This window comes from Brevundimonas sp., assembly GCF_044336875.1.
Classification (GTDB): domain Bacteria; phylum Pseudomonadota; class Alphaproteobacteria; order Caulobacterales; family Caulobacteraceae; genus Brevundimonas.
Genome location: NZ_JBIIOP010000008.1, coordinates 100,953 through 122,260 on the forward strand (window position 1 = coordinate 100,953; position 21,308 = coordinate 122,260).

The window sequence follows — 21,308 nt, forward strand, 5'->3', positions numbered from 1 at the left end:
GCTAATCATCATATCATGAGTTCGGTGTTCAAGGCCCTGTCCGATCCCACCCGTCGCCGGGTGCTCCAGCTCCTTCGCCAGGGGCCGATGAGCGCGGGCGAGATCAGCGACCGGTTCAACGTCTCCAAGCCGACCATGTCGGCTCATTTCGCGGTGCTGAAGGAGGCGGACCTGGTCCATGCGGAAAAGGTCGGGAAGTCCGTCCTCTATCACCTGAAACTCTCGGTGCTCGAAGAGGCGCTGCTGGGTTTCGTCCAGTCGTTCGGCCTCGACGCGGAGACGCCGGAGCCCAAGAGGGAGAGCATGAAATGAACAGGGATCTGATCGGCAGTTTCGCCTGGGCCGGCGCCATCGTCGCCATCGCCCTGGCCGGCGCCCTGGCGCGTAGACTGGGCTATGTGGACGGCGACACGGCCACGCGGGTGGTCGTCGGCCTGAACGGCCTGATGATCGCCTGGATGGGCAATCGAATGCCCAAGACCTTCGTCCCCGGCGCCTGCGCCCGCCAGGCCCGGCGCGTCGCCGCCTGGTCCCTGGTGGTCAGCGGCCTGATCTACGCCGCCCTCTGGGCCTTTGCTCCGATCCCGGTGGCGGTGGCGGGCGGCTGCGGCGCCGTGCTGGGCGGGATTGCGGTGACGGTGGGCTATTGCCTGTCGCTGCGATCCGGCGCGAAGAGCGCCTGACGAGACCTGAGCCACCATGCTGCACAAGATCAGACTGTTCTGGACACTCCATCATGCGCCTCTGGGCATAGTGCTGGTCGCATTCGCCTTAATCGCCGTAATCGCGGCGGGCCTGATCTTCGTGCAGGCGCCACAGTCCACAACGGGCCGGGTGGTGTCGTTCGACATCGCCTCGAGCAGACGAGGTGACGCACCGGCGGCGATGGTTCAGGTCGAAGGTCGTCTCGCCAGGGTCAAGGTGTACCGCCGCATCTCCTGCCTGATCGGCGAGGACATGGCCTTGCGCCGCTACGACACCCCTGTCGGCTCATTCTACCGGCTCGCCTCCGTGCCTAGCCCTTGCCAGGCGCCGAGCCGCCCCTAGTCCAGTTCCCCCCTCGCCTCGTCGGCCAGGGCGAAGAACCGTTCGCGCACTTCGGCGGCGAAGGGGTTGTCGCGTTCGATGGCGCGGAAGACGGCGGGGCTGTCGTGACGGACCATGTCCACCGCCTGCATCAACCGTTCGAAGCTGGAGGTGGTCATCCGCGTCGGCAGGGGCTCCATCTGCAGCAGGACCCGCGCGATCAGATGGGTCAGGCCCTGAACCACCGCCGCCTCGCGGTCGTGCGCCTCGGGGGTGACCTGAAACACTTTCAGCTTCAGGGCCAAGCGACAGAAGGCGGCGACACGACGCGCGTCCTTCGCCCCCCGCACTTCGCACACCGCGATCCGCAGGCCCGCCACTCCATCCTTGCCGCTCTGCGGCCCGAACAGAGGATGGGTGCCGACGATGCGCAAGCCAGGCGGCAACAGGGTCTTCATGGCCTGCGCCGGCTTCACCTTCACCGAGCCCACGTCGATGATCAGAGCGTCCGGCGCCAGATGCGGCCGGATCGCCCCCAGGGTCGCCTCCAGCGCCTCGACAGGCACGGCCAGGATCACCGTCGGACAGGCGGCGGCGGTCGCCAGATCGGCCAGGGTCGCGACACCCTCTCCATCGGTCGCGACCGGGTCGTGGGCGATCACCTCGAACCAGTCCGACAGATGCCGCGCCGTCAGACGCCCGAAGGCGCCGAAGCCGATCAGGCCGAGTTTTTGCTTCGTCTCCGTCACCCTCGGGCTTGTCCCGAGGGCCTACGGTGGAAATCCCGCAACCCAAGGCGCGGAAGCACCGACGCGTGATCCCATCCAACTGAAGACGCGGACAGGTGGGCCCTCGGGACAAGCCCGAGGGTGACGACCTGTTTGGAGATCAAACTCACAGCGTCTCCATGAACCGCACCGGCTGACCGTGAGCCGAGCCGATCAGTTCGCCGTCCTTCATCACCACCCGACCACGCACGATGGTCGCCATCGGCCAGCCGGTGGCCTCGACGCCGTCGAACGGGGTCCAGCCGCAGCGGGTCGCCTGCTGGTCGTGGGTAATAGTCTTCTTGGCCTTCAGATCGACGATGGTCAGGTCGGCGTCATAGCTTACGGCCATCCGCCCCTTGTTGGCCGTGCCGAACACCCGCTGGGCGCCGGCCGAGGTCAGGTCGATGAACCGCTCCAGGCTCAGACGCCCATTGGCCACATGGGTCAGCATCAGCGGCACCAGGGTCTGCACCCCCGGCATGCCGGACGGCGAGGCCGGATAGGGCTTGGCCTTTTCTTCCTTGGTGTGCGGCGCATGGTCCGAGCCCAACACATCGGCCACGCCCTGCTGCATGCCCCACAGCCACAGGGCGTCGACATGCTCCTGTGACCGGATCGGCGGGTTCATCTGGGCGTAGGAGCCCAGACGCTGATAGGCCTCGGGCGCGACCAGGGTCAGGTGCTGGGGCGTGATCTCGACGGTGGCGACATCCTTGTGGAAGCGCAGATACTCCATCTCGTCCTTCGTCGTGACGTGCAGGACGTGGATGCGCGCCCCCGTCTCCTTGGCCAGGCCGACCAGACGCCGGGTCGAGCGGATGGCGCTCTCGGCGTCGCGGACCTCGGGGTGGCTGGCCCAGTCGCCGGTGCGGGCCAGGGCGCGGCGCTCGACCAGACGATACTCGTCCTCGGAGTGGAAGGTGGCGCGGCGGCGCACGTTCGACAGGACCTTGCGCACCCCGTCGTCGTCGGCGATCAGCAGATCGCCGGTCGAGGCGCCCATGAAGACCTTGACCCCGCAGCAGCCCGGCAGCCGCTCCAGTTCGCCCAGATAGTCGGCGTTCTCATGCGTGCCGCCGACGTAGAAGGCGTGGTCGGTCCACATCCGGTCCTTCGCCCGGACCAGCTTGTCGGCCATGGTGTCGGGATCGGTGGTGTTGGGATTGGTGTTCGGCATCTCGAACACGGCGACGACCCCGCCCAGGGCGGCCGCGCGCGATCCGGTCTCCAGATCCTCCTTCCACTCCAGGCCCGGCTCGCGGAAGTGGACCTGGGTGTCGATGACGCCCGGCAGGACCGTCAGGCTCGTGGCGTCGAACACCTCGCCGGCCGAGGCCTGGGACAGGTCGCCGATGAAGGCGATCTTGCCGTCGATCACGCCGACGTCGGCCATGCCGCGTCCCGCGTGGTTGGCCACCTCGCCGCCACGGACGATCAGGTCATAGGTCTGGGTCATGGGGCGGCTCCGATGAGAAGGTTTGGGGCCTTACTACATATCCGCTCATCCCCGCGAAAGCGGGGACCCAGTGGTTTGGGCGCTCCAATGTCCAGGCGAGCCTCGCCAGGCAATCCCGGACACAATCTGCGAACGAAAAAACCGGGCCCCCGCTTTCGCGGGGATGAGCGGAAAAAGAGAGACCTCAGCCTCGCGCCTTCAGCATTCGCATCGAGGCCTTCAGCACCCGTTCCCACGGCAGATCCATCATGTGCTGGATCGCCTGGTTCAGCCGCGGATCCAGCGCCTTGAACTCGTCGAAGCTGCGCGGCCCGCGCACCGCCTCGCCCTTCCAGGGGCCACGCCTCGTCTCGTCGGACGGGCCGAAGGCGGCGACCACAGGCGCGCCAGAGGCCACGGCCAGATGGGTCCAGATCGAGTCGGCCCCGACATACAACACCGACTTCGACAGGGCCGCGACCGTCTGCAGCCGGGTCAGTTTCCCCTGCAACTCGATCACCCGCGCCCGAGGCACGGCGTAGCGGATGGTGTGGGCCGCCTCGCGGTCGATCTCCTCGCCGACGATCATCAGCCGTCCGCCCGCCAAAGGCCCGTCGTCGGCCAGCAGCTTGGTCGCCACCTTGGCGTAGCGTTCGGCCGGCCAGCGCTTGCCCATCCATTCCACGCCCGGTCCGACCGCCAGGATCGGCCCGTCGCCGCCGCCAGTCGGGATCAGGGCCTCGACCTGTCTCATCGTCTCGTCGGACCAGTAGAGCCGGGGCGACGGAATCTCATCCGGTTCCAGCTTCAGCACGGCCGCCGCCGCCTCGACCGCATGCAGACCCGGAGCGTCGGCGCCGCGCACCGCCCGCCGTTCCCGCCTCAGCCTGCCCGACAGGGTCGAGCCGCGCATGTCCACGACCAGGCCCCACTTGGTCCCCCGCACCTGGTTCCACAGGGCGATCCATTCGAAATGGCCCTCGCGCTCCAGCACGATCAGGTTCGACAGACGCGGCGTGTCGGCGAACAGAGGGGCGCTGGCGGCGGAACCGACCACGGTGAAGCTGGCGTTGGGCAGGCTCTCGACCAGATGCGCCAGCACGCCTGACGACAGGACGGCGTCCTCGGCGTCGGCCTCGGCGATATAGAGGATGGGAAAGCGCCCGATCATCAGCTCACGGATACAGGGATTCTATCAGAGGTTCAGCGCCAAACGCCCCTATCCACAGCCGGTTTCCCCCGAGGCCGCGATGTTCTACAGGGCGGCGCATGACCAGCCCCCTCGACACGACCGCCCAGGCCGCCCTGGAACGCTTCAAGGCCCAGCGCGTCACGGCCATCTATCGGCTGGACCTGATCGCCAAGGGCGCGACCATTTCCTACGAGGACGGCACGCCGGTCGACATGGTCTCGGAGAAGGCCCGGCTGGAGGGCGTCGTCGCCGACATGGACCGCCGGATCGCCCGTCTGGAGCATGACGCAGGGTGAGCCTGCCCCTGCTGCCGGACCGGAGTTGCGGCGGCTGCGTCGAATGCTGCCGGGTCATCCCGCTGGATCTGCCCGAACTGGCCAAGCCGACCGGCGAACTGTGCGCCTATTGCGTCGACGGCGCCGGTTGCGCGGTCCATGAGATCCGCCCCCAGACCTGTCGCGTCTGGTTCTGCCTGTGGCGCGTGGTCGAACTGTCCGACGACTGGCGGCCCGACCGCAGCGGCGTCATCGTCCGCCCCGACGGCGTCGAGGACGGAATCATCACCCTCTACGTCCTGCGCCCGTCCGATTTCCTGGCCTCGCCAGAGTTCTTCGCCACCCTCGCCGGCTGGATCGCGGAGGGGATCGAGGTTGCGCTCAGCATCCCCGGCCCGGTCGGAACCTATCCGGCCCGCGCCGTGGTCACCGACTGGCTGCGCCCGGCGGTCGAGGCCGGCGATCCCGGCGACTTCCTGGACCGTGTCCTGCGCTCGCTGGACACTTTAGCCGAGCACGACTTCCAGCCGGACGGCGTCACCGCCCGCTATGCCGTCGTTTGACCGGACGACATTAGGCGCGGCCCCTTAACCCCGGTTTAGCCGATCCTTAAGAGCTTTCGCCCAGGGTAAGCTTTGGTTTCCATCCCGTCCGGAAAGGGCGCGCCGCCAATGCATGCCTGGGACGCCCTGCACCGCCCGATCTGGCTGTTCGACCCCGTGGCCCTGCGCGGCGTCTACGCCAACGCCTCAGCGCTGGAACTGTGGGGCGCCGATACGCTTGAAGCCCTGCTGGCCCGCGATTTCAGCCAGTTGTCGCCTGCGGTCCTGGCCCGGACCGAACGCCTGGCCCGCGTCACCGCCTATGGCGACACCGTCTCCGAACAATGGACCTTCTATCCAAAGGGCCAGCCCCTGACGGTCTCGGCGATCATCTCGACCCACAGGCTGGACGACGGCACCCCGGTCCTGCTGTTCGAGGCCGCCCCGATCGAAGTGGAGAGCGAGGAGCGCCGGGCCGTCGAAGCCCTGCGCCACACCTCGACCCTGATCACCCTGTTCGACGGCCAGGGCAGCCCGGTCTTCTCCAATCCCGCCGCCTTCGCCGCCTACGGCTCGACCGAACACGCCTTCGAGGCCCGGTTCGCCGAGCCGGAACGCGCCCAGCCCATGCTGGCCGCCGCCCTGGCCGGGCGCGTCGCCACCGACGTGTGCGAGATCGTCACGCGCGAAGGCCTGCGCTGGCACCATCTGGACGTTCGCCCCGTCATCGATCCGGTCACGGGCCAGTCCGGCGTGCTGCTTAACGAACGCGACGTGACCGAACGAGTCGAGGCCGAACAGGCCCGCGTCGCCGCTGAACAGAAGGCCGCCATGGCCGAGGCGCGCCAGAAATTCCTGACCGACATGTCGCACGAACTGCGCACGCCGCTGAACACGGTGATCGGTTTCTCCGACCTGCTCTCGACCTCGGACCTCGACCTCGAGCAGGCCGCTCATGTCGGCCGCATCAATACCGCCGGGCAGCGCCTGTTGTCCGTGGTCAACGAGATGATCGACCTGTCTGTCGGCGACGCGCCCGCCGACCCCACGGCCGACCCGAACGCCGACGACCTGCTGCCCCTGCCCTTCCTGCAGGATTCCTCGACCGTCGATACGGTCCAGGCGGATGATGAAGTCGACGCCCTCAAGGTCCTCTATGTCGACGACCACGACAGCAACCGCGCCCTGGTCGTCGCGGTCCTGGGCGCCCAGGGCATCGTCTGCGCCACGGCCGAGGACGGCGCTCAGGGGCTGGAGGCGGCCCGAAGCGGCGACTGGGACCTGATCCTGATGGATATCCAGATGCCCGTCATGGACGGTGTTTCAGCCGCGCGCGCGATCCGCGCCCTGCCGGGCCATCGCGGCGCCACGCCGATCATCGCCCTGACCGCCAACACCCTGGCGGAACAGAAGGCCGAGTACGCCGCGGCCGGCATGGATGACTGCATGGCCAAGCCGATCAACATCCTGGAACTGACCAAATTGGTCCTGACCTGGGCCGCCAGCGGTTGGCGCAACGCCCTGCCTCAGGACGCCGCCGCCGTCGCCTGAGCCCCCTATTCGGCGGCTTCGGCCTCGAACCTGGCGATCTCTCGGCAGACCAGGGCCTGGATCTGGTCGTCGCCCACCCCGATCCGGTTGAGGAACTGGCGTTTCATGTCCAGGTGATCCACGGGCGGCTGTCCGAACCCGTGGCTGAGCCAAAGCCGGTTCAGCGCCGCCTCTTCGGCCTGTATTTCGATGACGGATGCTTGCTCGGACATGAGGTCTCTCGCGTATCGCTATTCACTCTCAACGCGCCACGGCGGTGCAGGCTCCCCACGGCCGCACGCTCGGCCGGCTTTTCTCTCGCCACAGGCTTCTGAAGCCGAACCTCGGCCCCTATCTTGACCCCATGCCCATCGCCCGTCTCGACACCCGCGCCCTCATCTCCGTTACGGGCGACGAGGCCAAACCCTTCCTGCACAATCTGCTGACCCAGGATGTGGAGACGCTGAACACGGGCGAGCTCCGCTTCGCCGCCCTGCTGTCGCCGCCCGGCCGCCTGCTGTTCGACCTGTTCATTCTGGGCGAGGCCGACGGCGTTTTGCTGGACGTCGCCGCCGAACGCCGCGACGCCCTGTTGCAGCGACTGTCGATGTACAGGCTTCGCGCCAAGGTCGAGGTCGCGGCCGACGAACGCCCGGTTTTCGCCGCCTGGCCTGATCCCGCGCCGGGCTTTGTCCCTGATCCCCGCACCCCGCTGATGGGCGGCCGCCTGTACGGCGAGGCCGCTCCGGACTCCAGTGAAGCCGACTATCAGGTCCACCGCCTGGCGGTCGGCGTGCCGGACCCCGCCGCCGATGCGCCTCAGGACAAGACTTATCCGATCGAGGCCGATTTCGACCTGCTGAACGGCATCGACTTCCACAAGGGCTGTTTCGTCGGTCAAGAGACGACCTCGCGGATGAAGCGGCGGGGCGTGATCAAGAACCGGATGCTGCCGCTCGACTTCGACGGGCCGCCGCCTGCCTTCGGCGCCGAGGTGCTGAAGGGCGAATTGCGGGCGGGCGAGGTTCTGTCGGGGCGCGACGGATCGGTCATGGCCCTGGTGCGGCTGGACCGGATCGACGGCGACCTGACCGTCGACGGCCGTCCGGTGCGCTTGCGTCGGCCCGCCTGGATGGGCGACGACATGGTCCCCTCCTCCAACGCGTGAGTCGTCCCATGAAGATCGCCGACCAGATCGTCCTCGTCACCGGCGGCGCGCGCGGCGTCGGCGCCGCCGCCGTCCGGGCCTTCGCGCGTGAAGGCGCCCGCGTCGTGATCAACTGGCGCGCCAGCGGGGATGCGGCCGAAGCCCTGGCCGTCGAGATCGGCGACCGCGCCGTAGCGCTGCAGGCCGACGTGGCCGACCGCGCCGCCGTCGACGCCATGGTCGCCGCCGCCCAGGCCCGGTTCGGCGCCCCCGTGACCACCGTCGTCAACAACGCCCTGGACTACAGTTTCAACGGCGACGCCCGGTCCCAGATGACCGACATCGGCTGGGACGAGCTGGCGGCCCAGTTCTCGACCGTGGTGCGCGGCGCCCTGAACCTGATCCAGGCCACGGTGCCCGGCATGGCCGCCGGCGGGTTCGGCCGCGTGGTCAATATCGGCACCAACCTGTTCCAGAACCCGGTCGTGCCCTATCACGACTACACCGCCGCCAAGGCCGCCCTGCTGAGCCTGACCCGCACTGCCTCGGCCGACCTGGGGCCGGAGGGGATCACCGTCAACATGGTCTCCGGCGGCCTGCTACGGACCACCGACGCCAGCGCCGCGACGCCGGACGCGGTGTTCGACCTGATCGCCGGCATGACGCCGCTGCGGTCAGTGACCACGCCGGAGGAGTTCGCCGACGCGGTGCTGTTCTTCGCCTCGCCGTGGAGCCGGGCGGTGACGGGACAGAACCTGGTCGTGGACGGGGGATTGGTGCGGGATTGAGGCAGGAAGACCTTCCTCCGCTTGCGGGGGAAGCAGCAGCTCGGCGAGCGCAGCGAGACGGCTGACGATCGGGGGAGTTTCGCGAAACTCCCCTCTCCGCCCTGGTTCGCTTCGCGAACGCCGGGCTACCTCTCCCGCAAGCGGGAGAGGGTCTTGAATATCGCGAACAAACCAGCAACATCGCATCATGACCGACTCGATCACAGAGGGCCGTTGCGGCTGGTGCGGGACCGACCCGCTCTATGTCGCCTATCACGACACCGAATGGGGCGTGCCGGAGCGCGACGCCCGCGCCCTGTGGGAGAAGCTGGTGCTGGACGGCTTCCAGGCCGGCCTCGCCTGGATCACCATCCTGCGCAAGCGCGAGGGCATCCGCGACGCCTTCGACGGTTTCGATCCCGAGATCGTCGCTCGCTACGGCGAAGACGACATCCAGCGGCTGCTGGGCGACGCCCGCATCATCCGCTCGCGCGCCAAGATCAACGCCGCCATCAACGGCGCGCGGATCTGGCTGGAGATGCGCGACAATGGCGAGGACTTTTCCGAATGGCTGTGGTCCTTCGTCGGCGGCGAACCGATCCACACCCCCTACGCCGACTTCCGCCAGGCTCCGACCCAGACCGAGCAATCGGTCGCCATGGCCAAGGCGCTGAAGAAGCGCGGCTTCAACTTCTGCGGCCCGGTGATCGTCTATGCCTTCATGCAGGCGGTCGGCATGATCAACGACCACCAGACGACCTGCTTCCGCCACGCCCAGGTTCGTGCGATGGCGGGCCATGGCCCAGACCCCGCGTAAGACTCTGCTTAAGACGCCCCCCACCCTGTTGCTGGAAACCGCCTTGTCCGCCCGTGTCGGCGGTCTGGTCTGCGGGGTGGACGAGGCAGGGCGCGGCCCCTGGGCCGGCCCGGTCTCGGCGGGGGCGGTGATCCTGAACCCCGACGACCTGCCGCCGGGCATAGACGACTCCAAGGCCCTGACCGAAAAACGCCGGGCCGCACTGGAGCCCGAGATCAAGGCCCGCGCTCTGGCCTGGGGCGTCGGCTTCGCCTCGGTCGAGGAGATCGACGAACTCAACATCCTGCACGCCACGGGCCTGGCCATGTGCCGCGCCATCGAGTCCCTGACGCTACAGCCGGTCGCCGCCCTGGTGGACGGCAACTATCGGTTCAAGCTGCCGTGCGAGATCCAGACCGTGGTCGGCGGCGACGGTCTGTCCCTGTCGATCGCAGCGGCCTCGATCCTGGCCAAGACCGCCCGCGACCGACTGATGATCGACCTGGACGCCCAGTATCCCGGCTACGGCTTCGCCGGCCACAAGGGCTACAACGCCCCCGCCCATACAGCGGGCCTGAACGCCCTGGGCCTCTGCCCGGCTCACCGTCGGAGTTGGGCGCCGATCAAGACGCTGCTGGAACGAGCATGAGAACCGCACTCGACGCGTCGCCGAGCGGTCTGTGAGCGAGACCTTGTCGCCAAGATCGGTCGCCCCCCCTGATCGGCCGGGAGCGATTAGTCAGATGTGCATCATTCCGCCCAGCAGGGCGCCCATCAGGGCCGCGACCGCTGCACCGGCCAGCAGCAACATCCATTGCGGCGGCGGGCGCAGGCTGGGCTCGACATCCGGAACCTCAGTCTTCTCGGCGTTGATCGCGTCGCAACGTCCGAAATTCTCGGCCGTATGGGTATAGACCCGCGGCCGCTCGCGCACGGCCTCCGGCGAGGCCGGCCGATCCGAGACCCACGACTTCGCCTCGCCGCCCGGCGCGGCCGGACCCACGCGATAATCGTCTTCGCGGGCGGGCCTGGTTGTGGATGTCGCTCTCGTTTCCATGCCGTGACAACGGGCTCCCGTGAGTCGGGTTCCCATCACAGATGGCTGTAGATTTAAGGGAAATCAGGCGGCGACCGGCAACTCCAACGGCCGGTCGGTCACCACAAAGAGGTGTTCGACGTTCTTCAGACGCCCCACCTGGCCCACCTTGACCCCCTTGGGATTATGGATGCCGATGCGCGCGCCGACGTAACGCGGGTGGGCGATCTCCACCACCTGCACATGACCGCGCGACGACAGCATCTCGACCAGATCGGCGCGGCTCAGATAGCCCTCGTCATTGAAGCTGACGATCAGATTGGGGGCTCTGATCCGCTCGACCACCGACCGCAGGGCCGGGCCGATGCCGGGTCGGCTGTTGAAGGCGCTCTTGCGGGTCTTCACGTCAACCCGCTTGTTGGCGATCCCATAGGTTTCCGGCCGGTCCCACAGCACCAGGCTTTCCCAGCAGTGGTAGTTGGCCAAATAGGAATGCTGATTGTAGGGCGGGTCCAGATAGACCAGGTCCGCCTCGACCTGTTCGGCCATCTCGACTGCGTCCCCCCGCGTCGCCCGGCACGGCCCGCCTACGGCCGGCAGGAGATCCGGCGTACGCAACACCAGCGGCTTCAGCGCCCTGGGGGCCCATTGCTTCATATAGGCCATCTGCACCCCGGCCGTGGAATCGACGCGGTCGGCCGCCTCCATCAGACTGACCAGGACGACGGCCTTCAACTCGGGCTCCAGATCCATGACCTCGATCCGGTCGCGCATGGCGTCGATCACCGCCCCGTTATCGGGATGGAAGAAGCGGGCGTCGTGGCAGAAGGCCTGAGTGAACCAGCCGGCCTCGGGCTTTACCAAGCGCAGCTCGTCCAGCACCGTCTCGGCCTTGTCGATCCACCGCTCACGATCCGCCTGGACATAGGCCGTGGCCAGCATATGGGCATAGGCGTTCAGGTCGTTGGACCAGACCTGGAACCCCTGTTTCTTCAACGCGTGCCCGACCCGCGCCGTGCCTGAAAAAAGATCGCACACCCGCCCGCCCTGCGGCAGCACCCCCGCCACCGCGCCGGTCACATGCCCCAGCAGGGCGCGCTTGGAGCCGATGTACTTGATCATGCAGGCCGCCGATTCATCCCGGCACAGTAGCGCCATACGTTCCGTGCGCCAGCATTACCCTTACCAGCCCAAGACGACGCAGCCCGCGCCTACTTCTTGCGCGCCCTGGCCTTGGCCGCCGGCGCATGGGCCAGCCGCAGCAGGTTGGCCGCCCCTGGCGCCCCGAACGGCGTTCCGGCCAGGATCAGGATGCGCTGCCCCGGATCGGCCAGGCCATATTTGACCGCGCTGTTCACCGCATCGTCGGTCACGGCCTCGAGCGAGTCCGGCTGCTGACCCAGTCGCGGCTCCAGCCCCCAGACCAGGGCCAGGCGCCGCGCCGTGTTCGGATTGGGCGTCAGCACCAGAATCGGTTTCAGCGGCCGCTCGCGCGCCATCCGCCGCGCCGTGCCGCCCAGGGTGGTGAACACCACCATGCAACCGGTCGAGGGGGCGTTCGCCGCCTTGGCCGCAGCCGCCACCAGAGCGTCGACGTCGTGCTCGTCCATATCGGCGTGCTCGGCCCCCATCAGCTTGGGCCACATCGGGTCCTTCTCCACCCGCTCGATGATCCGGCTCATGATGCCCACCGATTCCAGCGGGTAGTCGCCCGAGGCCGTCTCGGCCGACAGCATCAGGGCGTCGGCGCCCTCATAGACGGCGTTGGCCACATCGGTCGCCTCGGCCCGGGTCGGGGCCGGGGCGCTGGTCATCGACTCCAGCATTTGCGTGGCCACGATCACCGGCACGCCGCGATTACGGGCGGCGCGAACGATCTGCTTCTGCGCCACCGGCACGTCCTCGGGGTCCAGTTCGACGCCCAGGTCGCCACGCGCCACCATGACCCCGTCGCAATAATCCAGGATGGCCTCCAGATCGGCCAGGGCCGCCGGCTTCTCGATCTTAGCCAGGCAGGCGGCCTGACCGTTCACGATCCGCTTCAGTTCGGCCATGTCCTCGGGCTTCTGCACGAAGCTCAGCGCCACCCAGTCCACGCCCTGACGCAGGGCGAAGGCCAGATCCTCGCGGTCCTTGGGCGTGAGGGCCGAGACCGGGATCACCGCCTCCGGCACCGCCACACCCTTGCGATCCGACAGTTTCGAGCCGCTCTCGACCGTCACATCGGCCCAGTCGTCGGCGCGCTTGCCGACGCGCAGCCGCACGCGGCCGTCATCCAGCAGCAGCAGCATGCCCTCGCGCAGGGCCTTGAAGATTTCCGGGTGGGGCATCTGCACCCGGGTCGCGTCGCCGGGCGTCGGATCCAGATCGAAGCGCATGGTGTGGCCCGGCTTGACCGAGATCTCGACGTCCTTGAACCGGCCCAGACGCAGCTTCGGCCCCTGCAGATCGGCCAGCACGCCCAGCGGCCGCTGCAGCGCCATCTCGGCGCCGCGCACGGCCTTCAGAGCGGCGGCGTGGTCCTCGTGCGAACCATGGCTGAAGTTCAGGCGGAACACGTCGACACCGGCCTGGGCCAGAGCCTTGACCGTGCCGGGGGCGCGGCTTGCGGGACCCAGGGTCGCGACGATGCGCGCGCGGCGGGCTCTGTTCATGGGACGTTTCCTGTTTTCGCTTCTGGGGGCCGCCCGAGACGAGACGACCTGGACGATTTGCCCCCTTCTGCCGATGAAACGCCCTCAACGTAAGGTCGTGCCCCCGCCGGGAAACACGAGTTTACGAGCGCGAAACGAGAGTTTATCGCCCCGGCGTCAATTCCGTCGCCGGGCAGTCGGCCACAGCGAAGCCGTTCAGGTCGATGCAGCGGCCTTCGACCTCAGGTGCAGGAACGCCCATGACATGGGCCAGGGTCGGGGCGATGTCGACGGTGCGGATCGGCAGGAACCGCTCCTCGCCGTGGGCGCCCGGCCACCAGAAGATGATCGGCACGCGGCGATCGAACTCGAAGGGCGTGCCGTGCCCCGACAGGGTGCCGCCGACACGGCCGCCGCCGTTGACGTTCTGGGCCAGGGCGAACTGGATGTCCGGCGACCGCTCGGCCACGGTCGACAGGCGCATCCGTTCGCGGATCGTCAGCATCTCGGGCTGGCGGCTGTCCGGGATCGGTTCGGCCAGCAGACGATCGCGGGTCTCGGCGAAGGCGACGTCAGGCAGAACGCGCAGCATCTCGACCGCCGCCTCGGCCACCTGGGTCCGCAACGAATCCGGCAGGGATTTGTGGTCCGCGTCGGCCACCATCAGGCCGCTGCCGCCCATCTGCAGCGGATCGGCCGCCAGATTGAAGCGGGTCTTCAGCGTCGTGTTGACCGCCTGGATGGCGTCGACATCCAGACGGCGGGCGTGCGGATAGCCGTGGGCGTGCAGGCGTTCGACAAAGTCCGAACCGCCGTGATCGGCCGTCAGCACCATCAGGGCGCCGCCCGGCACCTGGGCCAGCTTGTCGAGGAAGGCGCCCAGGGCGGCGTCCAGACGATACATCTGCTCGCACATTTCCGGCCCCTGGGTGCCGTAGGCGTGGCCGATGCGGTCGGTCGCCGACAGGCTGACGCCCAGCATGTCCGTCGCCGCGCCCTGGCCCAGCTTCTGGCTGTCCATCAAATATTCGGCGGCCTTCAGCGTCTGCTCGTCCAGCAGGGGCGAGTTGTCGAACTTGAGTCCGGCCGGCGGCAGTTGGGAATGGAAGGTCTGGCCGCGGATGGTCCAGTCGCCGGCCAGGGCGCGGCAGCCCTCGTTCTGATAGTCCCAGCGCACCGGGTTCGCCGCCATCCAGGCGTTGAACCTCGTATTGAAGGCGACGACGGGCGCCAGCTTGGCCTCTGCCGTCTGGCCCGGTTCGACGAAGGTGGTCAGGCCGAAGCCGTCGGTGAACCAGAAGGCCTGCCCCTGATGACCGGCCAGGTTGATGGCGCCGCGATCCTTGCCCGAGACGGCGAAGACCTTGCTGTCCGGGCTGACCGACTTCAGCCAGTCGCCCACGGTCGTGGCGCGCAACTGCTCGGTCCCGACCGGGCCGTTGTCGGTGTCGTCCCGACCGTGCGCCAGATGGTTTTGCGGCGCGGCCAGGCAATAGACCTCCTTGCCGGTCTTGCCGTCGATCCAGTCGTTGGCCGGAATGCCGGTTTCGACCGGATGCATGCCGGTCAAGACAGTCGAGTGGCCGGGGCAGGTCTCGGTCAAGCCGTGGGTCTGATAGCCGTTGATCGACACCAGGCCCTGATCGGCCATGCGACGCAGGCCGCCGGTGTAGCGGCCGCGATACTGGTCGAAAAGATTGGCGCTGAACTGGTCGACCACGATGGTCACGATCAGCTTGGGCGGCGTCAGGGCGGCGGCGGAAGCCTGCGAAACCGGCGCGGTCTGAGCCAGAGCGGGCGCCGTGACGGCTCCCAGCGAGAGGGCGGCCAGGGCCGCAAGGGCGGCGGTACGCGGCAGGGACATCAGCTTACTCCAACGACGGGCGACCGGGGCTCTAGCGGGCGAGGATTGCAGTAGCGTGACAGCAACAGCCCCGGCGGCGGTTCCCTAGTGCGATTCCCGCGATCGCAGCCGGCCGATCTGGTGAACCAGCAGGACGACCAAACCGCCGACGATCACGCCGATGATCGCCGATCCCAGAGCCGTGACCAGCCAGCTCATGACGCCATGCAGAGGACCGAAGACGGCGCCGAACGAATGGGCCAGATGCTCAAGAGGCTCGGCCGGCCAATGCAAGCCCAGCGTGTGGGTCCCGTGCACCAGTATGCCGCCGCCGACCCACAGCATGGCGGCGGTGCCGATGACAGACAGGGCGTTCATCACCATGGGCATGCCCTTGACCAGGCCGCGTCCGAGCGCGCGCACCCCGCCGTTCGGACGCTGGGCCAGATGCAGGCCGATGTCGTCCATCTTCACGATCAGGCCGACCACGCCATAGACGACAATGGTCATGGCCACGCCGACCACCGCCAGCACCGCCGCCTGGGTCAGGATCGGCTGGGCGGCCACGTCGGCCAGGGCGATGGCCATGATCTCGGCCGAAAGGATGAGGTCGGTGCGAACCGCGCCCGACACTGTGGTCTTCTCCAGCGCCGCCGCGTCTCCGGTCTTCGGCGCGGCCTCCTCATGGCCGCCGTGACCGAAGGCTTCCAGCAGCTTCTCGGCCCCTTCGAAACACAGATAGGTCCCGCCGCACATCAGGATCGGCGTGATGGCCCAGGGGGCGAAGGCGCTCAGCAGAAGGGCCGCCGGCAGGATGAAGATCAGCTTGTTGCGGAACGATCCCACCGCGATCTTGCCGATGATGGGCAGTTCGCGGCTGGGCTCCAGGCCGGTGACATAGCGCGGCGTCACCGCCGCATCGTCCACCACCACGCCCGCCGCCTTGGTCGAGGCCTTGCCGGCCGCAGCGCCCACGTCGTCGATCGAGGCGGCCGCCATCTTGGCGATCCCGGCGACATCGTCGAGCAGGGCGATCAGTCCAGACGGCATGGGGCGTTCCTCGAAGGTTGCGCCGCAACATGCGGCCGTTCCTCGCCTAAGACCCGTCTGGCCGTTTGTCGAGCGAACCGCACAGGTTCAAAGGCGAAAGCCCCGCCGGTCGGACCGGCGGGGCTTTCTTTCGAACGCATTTCCGATTGTGTTTAGAACTTACGGCCAACCCCCACGGAAACGACCCAGGGGTCCAGATCCACGTCGCTTTTCAGCGCGCCGTTGTTCACGTCGGCGTCGGTGTTGAACCACACCTTCTTTACGTCGACGTTCAGACTCCACGGCCCGTGAATGCCCACGTCGGCGCCTGCCTGCAGGGCGTAGCCGAAGCCGTCGTCCAGATCGACGGTGAAGCCGTTCTTGTCCTCGCCGCTGTAGAACAGCATGTAGTTGACGCCCGCGCCGACATAGGGGCTGAAACGACCTTCCGTCAGCGGACGATACTGCAGCGTCACCACCGGCGGCAGGACCCAGGTTTCGTGAACGGCCACGTCGGTGTCGCCGCCCTGGGCGCGGATCTCGTGTTTGGTCGTGCCCAGGATCGCCTCGATCGCCAGATGGTCGGTCAGGAAATAGGTGAAGCCCAGGGTCGGCATCACGCTGTCGCCCACATCGACCTTCAGGCCGGAATCGGCGCCGGCGGCGGTGGTGATGGCGTTGTCGGCTTCGGAGAAGACGTCGGTGACGCGGCCTGTGACGATCCAGTCGCCCTTCTTGGGCATTTCCCAGGCCGTGTTGGTCTGGGCCATGGCGGGCGCTGCGAAGGCCGCGGCGGCGACGGCCGAGAGGATCAGGGTCTTCAGTTTCATCTTGCTCATCCCCGACGCCCGCTGCCGCCTCATGCGGCCTGTCCGGGCGTCTTGGAGGGGGTGATGCGCCCCATCCTTCACCCCGACCTTGATCCAGCGCAAACCCTTGGGATGGTAGGACAATCTGTCCAGTCAGACGACGCGGGCGTGGCGTCCCTCGATGTCGGCGGCCGCCGGGTCGAAAGCGGCGCACACCGCCCGGACAAAGGGTTTGCCCCGTTCGGTGACCGTGATGGTCGAACCGTCCACCTCGGCCAGTTCGTCCAGCTGGAACCGCAGCAGACGCGGCCAGGCCGAGGCGGCTTCGGAGATTTCCCGCCCCCGCCGCCGGGCGACCTCGGCGACGTCGACGGTGAAGTCGCACATCAGCCGTTCGATGATCTCGCCCAGGAAGGCGTCACGCGGATCGACCGCCACGCCGCGCGCGACCGGCAGGTCTTCGGCGTCCACCGCCGCGCGCCAGTCCCGCTCCTGCGTCAGGTTCTGGACGAAGCCCTGGGGCGTGCGACTGATCGACGAGGCGCCCAGGCCGATCAGCACCGGCGCCTCGTCCGTCGTATAGCCCTGGAAGTTGCGACGCAGACGTCCGGCCCGCGCGGCGGCGGCCATGGAGTCGTGCGGCAAGGCGAAATGATCCAGACCGATGGCCTGCCAACCCTTCTGCACCAGATAGCGGGACGCCGCCTGGCTCTGGGCGAAGCGCGCCTCGGCGCCGGGCAGGTCGTGGTCGTGGATCAGCCTCTGGTGCGGCTTCATCCACGGCACATGGGCATAGCCGAACAAGGCGATCCGGTCGGGCCTCAGAGTGGCGACCTGGGCCACCGTGGTGATGACGTTCTCGACCGCCTGCAGCGGCAGGCCGTACATCAGGTCGAGGTTCAGCGAGGTCACGCCCTGGGCGCGCAGGGTCTCGGCGGCCCAGCGGATGGTGTCGAAGGATTCGGGACGGTTCACCGCCGCCTGCACCTGGGGCGATAGGTCCTGCACCCCCAGGCTGGCGCGGCTCAGGCCGATGCGGCCGGCGGCCTCGGCCCAGTCCTGTGTCAGGACCTCAGGGTCCAGTTCGGCCGCGATCTCGAAACAGTCGCCCAAGTCGAAACGCGCCGCCAGCCCGGCGAACAGGCGTTCCAGCTCCTCGGGCGGAAGCATGTTGGGCGTGCCGCCGCCCAGATGGATCGAACCGACCCGCACGCGGCGATCGCCGATCCGGGCCAGCACCAGATCGGCCTCCTTCAGCAGCAGGTCGACATAGGTGGTCATCGGCGCGACCCGGTTCATCGCCCGGGTGTTGCAGCCGCAGTACCAGCACAGCCGCTTGCAGAAGGGGATGTGCAGATACAGGGACACGGCGCGGTCGAGGGGCGCAGCGCGAAGCCACGCCCCCCAGTCGGCCGCCCCGACGGCGGGCGTGAACTGCGCCGCCGTCGGATAGGAGGTGTAACGCGGCGCGTGGGCGTCATAGCGAGCGATCAGCTCACGCACCGAGAGGCCTGCGGGACTAGAGGGGAACATCGCCCTCTTCCGCTGCATCCACCGACTGTCCGAGGTCGCCCTCGTCGAACAGGTGGAACTCGTGCCAGACGCCGTTCAGGACGCCGAAGGTTAGGGCCAGGCCGAGGCCCAGGATCCAGGCGAAATACCACATGGCTTGATGCTCCTCTGGCTCAGTACAGGTCGGGGTTGGTCTTGAGGGCGGCGGTCGAGGTCCGGCCCCACAGCACGCGATAGACCCAAGCGGTGTAGATCAGGATCAGCGGCAGGAAGATCACCGTGCAGATCAGCATGATGAACAGGGTCATGTGGCTGGACGAGGCGTTCCACAGCGTCAGGCTGGACTGCGGGTCGATCGAGCTGGGCAGGATGAAGGGGAACATCGACAGGCCGACGGTCGAGATGATGCCGACCGCGGACAGCGAGGATCCGCCGAAGGCCAGGGGCGCGGACCGGGTCCACATCCCCGCCAGCCCCGCCAGGGCGCCCAGGAAGCCCAGCGCCGGAGCGATCAGCATCCACGGATAGCGGCCGTAGTTGTCCATCCAGGCGCCGGGCGCGGCCTCGACGGTCGTGCGCAGCGGGTTGGAGAAGCCCTGGACATCCACCTCGCCGACGATGCGGAAGCCCATGCCGCCCTGGGCGACGAACAGGCCGCCGACGGCGAACAGAATGACGGCCAGAACCCCGGCGACCGTGCCGATCAGGCGGGCCCGATCCAGCACAGGCCCCTGCTCGGCCTTGACCGACAGCCAGGCGGCGCCGTGCAGCACCAGCATGGCCACCGACAGCAGGCCGGCGATCAGGCTGAAGGGGGTGAACAGACCCAGCAGGGTGCCGTCGTAGAAGCTGCGCAGATCGCTATCCAGATGGAAGGGCGCGCCCAGCAGGACGTTGCCGACGGCCACGCCGAACACCAGGGCCGGCACGAAGCCGCCGATGAACAGGCCCCAGTCCCAGAAGGACCGCCAGGCCGCCGAGTCCCGCTTTGAGCGATACTTGAACGACACCGGCCGCAGGATCAGGGCCGACAGCACCAGGAACATGGCCAGGTAGAAGCCGGAGAAGCTGACCGCATAGACGAAGGGCCAGGCGGCGAAGATGGCGCCGCCGCCCAGGATGAACCACACCTGGTTGCCCTCCCAGGTCGCGCCGATGGTGTTGATCACCATGCGGCGCTCTTCATCCGTCTTGGCGACGAAGGGCAGGAGGGAGCCGACGCCCAGGTCGAAACCGTCGGTCAGGGCGAAGCCGATCAGCAGAACCCCCAGAAGGGCCCACCAGATCAGCCGCAGGGTTGCGAAGTCGAGGGGAAGATCCATGGTCGGATGTCCTAAGTCTCTCTGGTTCAGGCCACGGCCGGCGCGACGGGGCGCCCCGCAGGTGTTTGGGTCGGAGCGTCAGGCGCAGGCGCCGCGAACTGTTCCTGCTCGTGGAACGGCCCCTTCTTGATGGCGAGGAGCATGACCTTGACCATGACCACGGCCAGGGCGCCGTACAGGGCGGTGAAGCCGATGATGGTGGCCCACAGCTGCGGCACGCTCAGGGACGAGGCGCCGAGGAAGGTCGGCAGCACGCCTTCGACCGCCCAGGGCTGGCGCCCCATCTCGGCCAGGATCCAGCCGGACTCGATCGCGATCCACGGCAGGGGCATGGCGAACAGGGCCAGGCGCAGGAACCATTTGGTCTCGTGCTTGCGCATCGTGCACAGGACGAAGGCCGTGGCGAACATGGCGATCAGGAACATGCCGATCCCTGCCATCAGACGGAAGGTCCAGAACAGCAGCGGCACGTTCGGCACCGTCTCCCACGCCGCCTGTTTGATCAGCTCGGGCGAGGCCTGACGCGGATCGGCGACATGGCGCTTCAGCAGCAGGCCGTAACCCAGGTCGCGGCGGTGCAGTTCGAACACGCCGCGCGCGGTGGCGTCGGCCGGATTGGCCTTGACCTTCTCCAGGGCGTCATAGGCGATGACGCCGGACTCAATGCGATCCTCGGCTGTGGCGACCAGTTCGAAGATGCCCTCGACCGGCTTGTCGATGGTGCGGGTGGCGATCAGGCCCATTACCCAGGGGATATGGACGCCGTAATGGGTCTCGCGGTCCTTCATGCTGGGGATGCCGATCAGGGTCAGGCCGGCGGGCGCCGGCTCGGTGCGCCACATGGCTTCCAGGGCGGCCAGCTTCATCTTCTGGTTATCGGTCAGGGCATAGCCCGACTGGTCGCCCAGGACGACGACCGACAGGGACGCCGCCAGACCGAAGGCCGAGGCCACCGTCATTGACCGCTTGGCGAAGCCGACGTGCTTGCCCTTCAGCAGATAGAAGGCCGAGATGCCCAGCACGAAGACCGAGGCCAGGACATAGCCGGCGCTGACGGTGTGGACGAACTTGGCCTGGGCCACCGGGTTGAAGACCACGGCCATGAAGTCGACCACCTCCATCCGCATCGAGTCCGGATTGAACTCGGCGCCGACCGGATTCTGCATCCAGCCGTTGGCGACCAGGATCCAGACCGCCGACAGATTGGTGCCCAGGGCGACCATGAAGGTGACGAACAGGTGGGCCGACGGCTTCAGCTTCTCCCAGCCGAAGAACATCAGGCCGATGAAGGTCGCCTCCAGGAAGAAGGCCATCAGCCCTTCGATGGCCAGCGGGGCCCCGAAGATGTCGCCGACATAGTGGGAGAAATAGCTCCAGTTCATGCCGAACTGGAACTCCATGGTGATGCCCGTCGCGACGCCCAGGGCGAAGTTGATGCCGAAGCAGACGCCCCAGAAACGGGTGATGGTGCGCCAGATCGGCCGGCGGGTGATCACATAGATCGACTCCATGATCACCAGCATGAAGGACATGCCCAGGGTCAGGGGCACGATCAGGAAGTGGTAGAGGGCTGTCAGCGCGAACTGCAGCCTGGATAGGTCGACGACCGCGAGGTCGATCATGGCTTGGGCTCCTAAGCCGCCG

At 67.8% G+C, this 21,308-nt stretch carries 24 protein-coding genes; 10 read left to right on the forward strand and 14 right to left on the reverse strand.

Annotated features, from left to right (window positions below; translation table 11 throughout):
• Window positions 1–15 precede the first annotated feature (15 nt).
• From ACIQ1T_RS11635 to ACIQ1T_RS11645, 3 genes are read left to right on the forward strand one after another with little or no spacing between them, the layout of a single operon-like run.
• Window positions 16–312: an autorepressor SdpR family transcription factor gene (locus ACIQ1T_RS11635; RefSeq protein ID WP_395944712.1), complete on the forward strand. Its 297-nt coding sequence runs from the start codon at window positions 16–18 to the stop codon at window positions 310–312.
• Window positions 309–683 (forward strand): ammonium transporter, encoded by a 375-nt coding sequence (locus ACIQ1T_RS11640; RefSeq protein WP_395944713.1) that lies wholly within the window; start codon window positions 309–311, stop codon window positions 681–683. The genes ACIQ1T_RS11635 and ACIQ1T_RS11640 overlap by 4 nt, the downstream gene beginning before the upstream one ends.
• A 16-nt stretch (window positions 684–699) precedes the next feature.
• The gene (locus ACIQ1T_RS11645) at window positions 700–1,047 is read left to right on the forward strand and encodes a hypothetical protein (RefSeq protein ID WP_395944714.1); all 348 of its coding nucleotides are present in this window, start codon (window positions 700–702) and stop codon (window positions 1,045–1,047) included.
• Here ACIQ1T_RS11645 and ACIQ1T_RS11650 read toward each other — a convergent pair.
• The 3 genes from ACIQ1T_RS11650 to ACIQ1T_RS11660 form a co-directional block, all read right to left on the reverse strand.
• The gene (locus tag ACIQ1T_RS11650) at window positions 1,044–1,775 is read right to left on the reverse strand and encodes a prephenate dehydrogenase/arogenate dehydrogenase family protein (RefSeq protein ID WP_395944715.1); all 732 of its coding nucleotides are present in this window, start codon (window positions 1,773–1,775) and stop codon (window positions 1,044–1,046) included. The two genes, ACIQ1T_RS11645 and ACIQ1T_RS11650, sit on opposite strands and share 4 nt — an antisense overlap.
• 145 nt (window positions 1,776–1,920) lie before the next feature.
• Window positions 1,921–3,252 carry a dihydroorotase gene (locus tag ACIQ1T_RS11655; protein WP_395944716.1) on the reverse strand — a complete coding sequence of 444 codons (1,332 nt, stop codon included), beginning with the start codon at window positions 3,250–3,252 and terminating at the stop codon, window positions 1,921–1,923.
• A gap of 184 nt (window positions 3,253–3,436) precedes the next feature.
• Entirely contained in the window at window positions 3,437–4,402 is a 966-nt protein-coding gene (locus ACIQ1T_RS11660) for a glycosyltransferase family 9 protein (protein WP_395944717.1), read from the reverse strand.
• Between the two features lie 98 nt (window positions 4,403–4,500).
• On the opposite strand from ACIQ1T_RS11660, the gene ACIQ1T_RS11665 reads away from it, so the two are divergent.
• The 3 genes from ACIQ1T_RS11665 to ACIQ1T_RS11675 all read left to right on the forward strand — a co-directional run bounded on the left by ACIQ1T_RS11665 (window position 4,501) and on the right by ACIQ1T_RS11675 (window position 6,791).
• Window positions 4,501–4,719, forward strand: coding sequence for a hypothetical protein (locus ACIQ1T_RS11665; RefSeq protein WP_395944718.1), 219 nt, complete (start codon window positions 4,501–4,503; stop codon window positions 4,717–4,719).
• Window positions 4,716–5,261 carry a hypothetical protein gene (locus ACIQ1T_RS11670; protein WP_395944719.1) on the forward strand — a complete coding sequence of 182 codons (546 nt, stop codon included), beginning with the start codon at window positions 4,716–4,718 and terminating at the stop codon, window positions 5,259–5,261. Before ACIQ1T_RS11665 ends, ACIQ1T_RS11670 begins: the two co-directional genes overlap by 4 nt.
• A gap of 108 nt (window positions 5,262–5,369) precedes the next feature.
• The gene (locus tag ACIQ1T_RS11675) at window positions 5,370–6,791 is read left to right on the forward strand and encodes a response regulator (protein WP_395944720.1); all 1,422 of its coding nucleotides are present in this window, start codon (window positions 5,370–5,372) and stop codon (window positions 6,789–6,791) included.
• Window positions 6,792–6,796: 5 nt separating this feature from the next.
• Here the strand turns inward: ACIQ1T_RS11675 and ACIQ1T_RS11680 are convergent, their stop codons facing one another.
• Entirely contained in the window at window positions 6,797–7,003 is a 207-nt protein-coding gene (locus tag ACIQ1T_RS11680) for a hypothetical protein (protein ID WP_395944721.1), read from the reverse strand.
• Window positions 7,004–7,134: 131 nt separating this feature from the next.
• Between ACIQ1T_RS11680 and ACIQ1T_RS11685 the strand changes: the two genes are divergently transcribed.
• The 4 genes from ACIQ1T_RS11685 (at window position 7,135) to ACIQ1T_RS11700 (ending at window position 10,129) form a co-directional block, all read left to right on the forward strand.
• A complete protein-coding gene (locus ACIQ1T_RS11685) occupies window positions 7,135–7,938 on the forward strand; it encodes a YgfZ/GcvT domain-containing protein (RefSeq protein ID WP_395944722.1) in 804 nt (267 codons plus the stop codon).
• A gap of 8 nt (window positions 7,939–7,946) precedes the next feature.
• Window positions 7,947–8,705, forward strand: a complete 759-nt coding sequence (locus tag ACIQ1T_RS11690; RefSeq protein ID WP_395944723.1) for a 3-oxoacyl-ACP reductase — start codon at window positions 7,947–7,949, stop codon at window positions 8,703–8,705.
• A gap of 187 nt (window positions 8,706–8,892) precedes the next feature.
• Window positions 8,893–9,501, forward strand: coding sequence for a DNA-3-methyladenine glycosylase I (locus ACIQ1T_RS11695; RefSeq protein ID WP_395944724.1), 609 nt, complete (start codon window positions 8,893–8,895; stop codon window positions 9,499–9,501).
• Complete coding sequence (locus ACIQ1T_RS11700) at window positions 9,482–10,129, forward strand: ribonuclease HII (RefSeq protein WP_395944725.1); 648 nt, start codon at window positions 9,482–9,484, stop codon at window positions 10,127–10,129. The genes ACIQ1T_RS11695 and ACIQ1T_RS11700 overlap by 20 nt, the downstream gene beginning before the upstream one ends.
• A 90-nt stretch (window positions 10,130–10,219) precedes the next feature.
• Here the strand turns inward: ACIQ1T_RS11700 and ACIQ1T_RS11705 are convergent, their stop codons facing one another.
• The 10 genes from ACIQ1T_RS11705 to ACIQ1T_RS11750 form a co-directional block, all read right to left on the reverse strand.
• Entirely contained in the window at window positions 10,220–10,483 is a 264-nt protein-coding gene (locus ACIQ1T_RS11705) for a hypothetical protein (RefSeq protein ID WP_395944726.1), read from the reverse strand.
• Between the two features lie 117 nt (window positions 10,484–10,600).
• The gene (locus ACIQ1T_RS11710; RefSeq protein ID WP_395944727.1) at window positions 10,601–11,638 is read right to left on the reverse strand and encodes a DNA adenine methylase; all 1,038 of its coding nucleotides are present in this window, start codon (window positions 11,636–11,638) and stop codon (window positions 10,601–10,603) included.
• Window positions 11,639–11,727: 89 nt separating this feature from the next.
• A complete protein-coding gene (pyk, locus tag ACIQ1T_RS11715; protein WP_395944728.1) occupies window positions 11,728–13,170 on the reverse strand; it encodes a pyruvate kinase in 1,443 nt (480 codons plus the stop codon).
• 142 nt (window positions 13,171–13,312) lie between these two features.
• Entirely contained in the window at window positions 13,313–15,013 is a 1,701-nt protein-coding gene (locus tag ACIQ1T_RS11720; RefSeq protein WP_395944729.1) for an alkaline phosphatase family protein, read from the reverse strand.
• 84 nt (window positions 15,014–15,097) lie between these two features.
• Window positions 15,098–16,042, reverse strand: a complete 945-nt coding sequence (locus ACIQ1T_RS11725) for a DUF808 domain-containing protein (RefSeq protein WP_395944730.1) — start codon at window positions 16,040–16,042, stop codon at window positions 15,098–15,100.
• A 152-nt stretch (window positions 16,043–16,194) separates the two neighbouring features.
• Window positions 16,195–16,860 (reverse strand): OmpW family protein, encoded by a 666-nt coding sequence (locus ACIQ1T_RS11730; protein ID WP_395944731.1) that lies wholly within the window; start codon window positions 16,858–16,860, stop codon window positions 16,195–16,197.
• A 123-nt stretch (window positions 16,861–16,983) separates the two neighbouring features.
• Window positions 16,984–18,363 (reverse strand): oxygen-independent coproporphyrinogen III oxidase, encoded by a 1,380-nt coding sequence (gene hemN / locus ACIQ1T_RS11735; protein WP_395944732.1) that lies wholly within the window; start codon window positions 18,361–18,363, stop codon window positions 16,984–16,986.
• Window positions 18,350–18,496 (reverse strand): cytochrome bd-I oxidase subunit CydX, encoded by a 147-nt coding sequence (gene cydX / locus ACIQ1T_RS11740; protein WP_395944733.1) that lies wholly within the window; start codon window positions 18,494–18,496, stop codon window positions 18,350–18,352. Before cydX ends, hemN begins: the two co-directional genes overlap by 14 nt.
• Before the next feature lie 19 nt (window positions 18,497–18,515).
• Complete coding sequence (gene cydB / locus ACIQ1T_RS11745) at window positions 18,516–19,664, reverse strand: cytochrome d ubiquinol oxidase subunit II (protein WP_395944734.1); 1,149 nt, start codon at window positions 19,662–19,664, stop codon at window positions 18,516–18,518.
• A 26-nt stretch (window positions 19,665–19,690) separates the two neighbouring features.
• Window positions 19,691–21,283 carry a cytochrome ubiquinol oxidase subunit I gene (locus tag ACIQ1T_RS11750; RefSeq protein ID WP_395944752.1) on the reverse strand — a complete coding sequence of 531 codons (1,593 nt, stop codon included), beginning with the start codon at window positions 21,281–21,283 and terminating at the stop codon, window positions 19,691–19,693.
• Window positions 21,284–21,308: the final 25 nt, after the last annotated feature.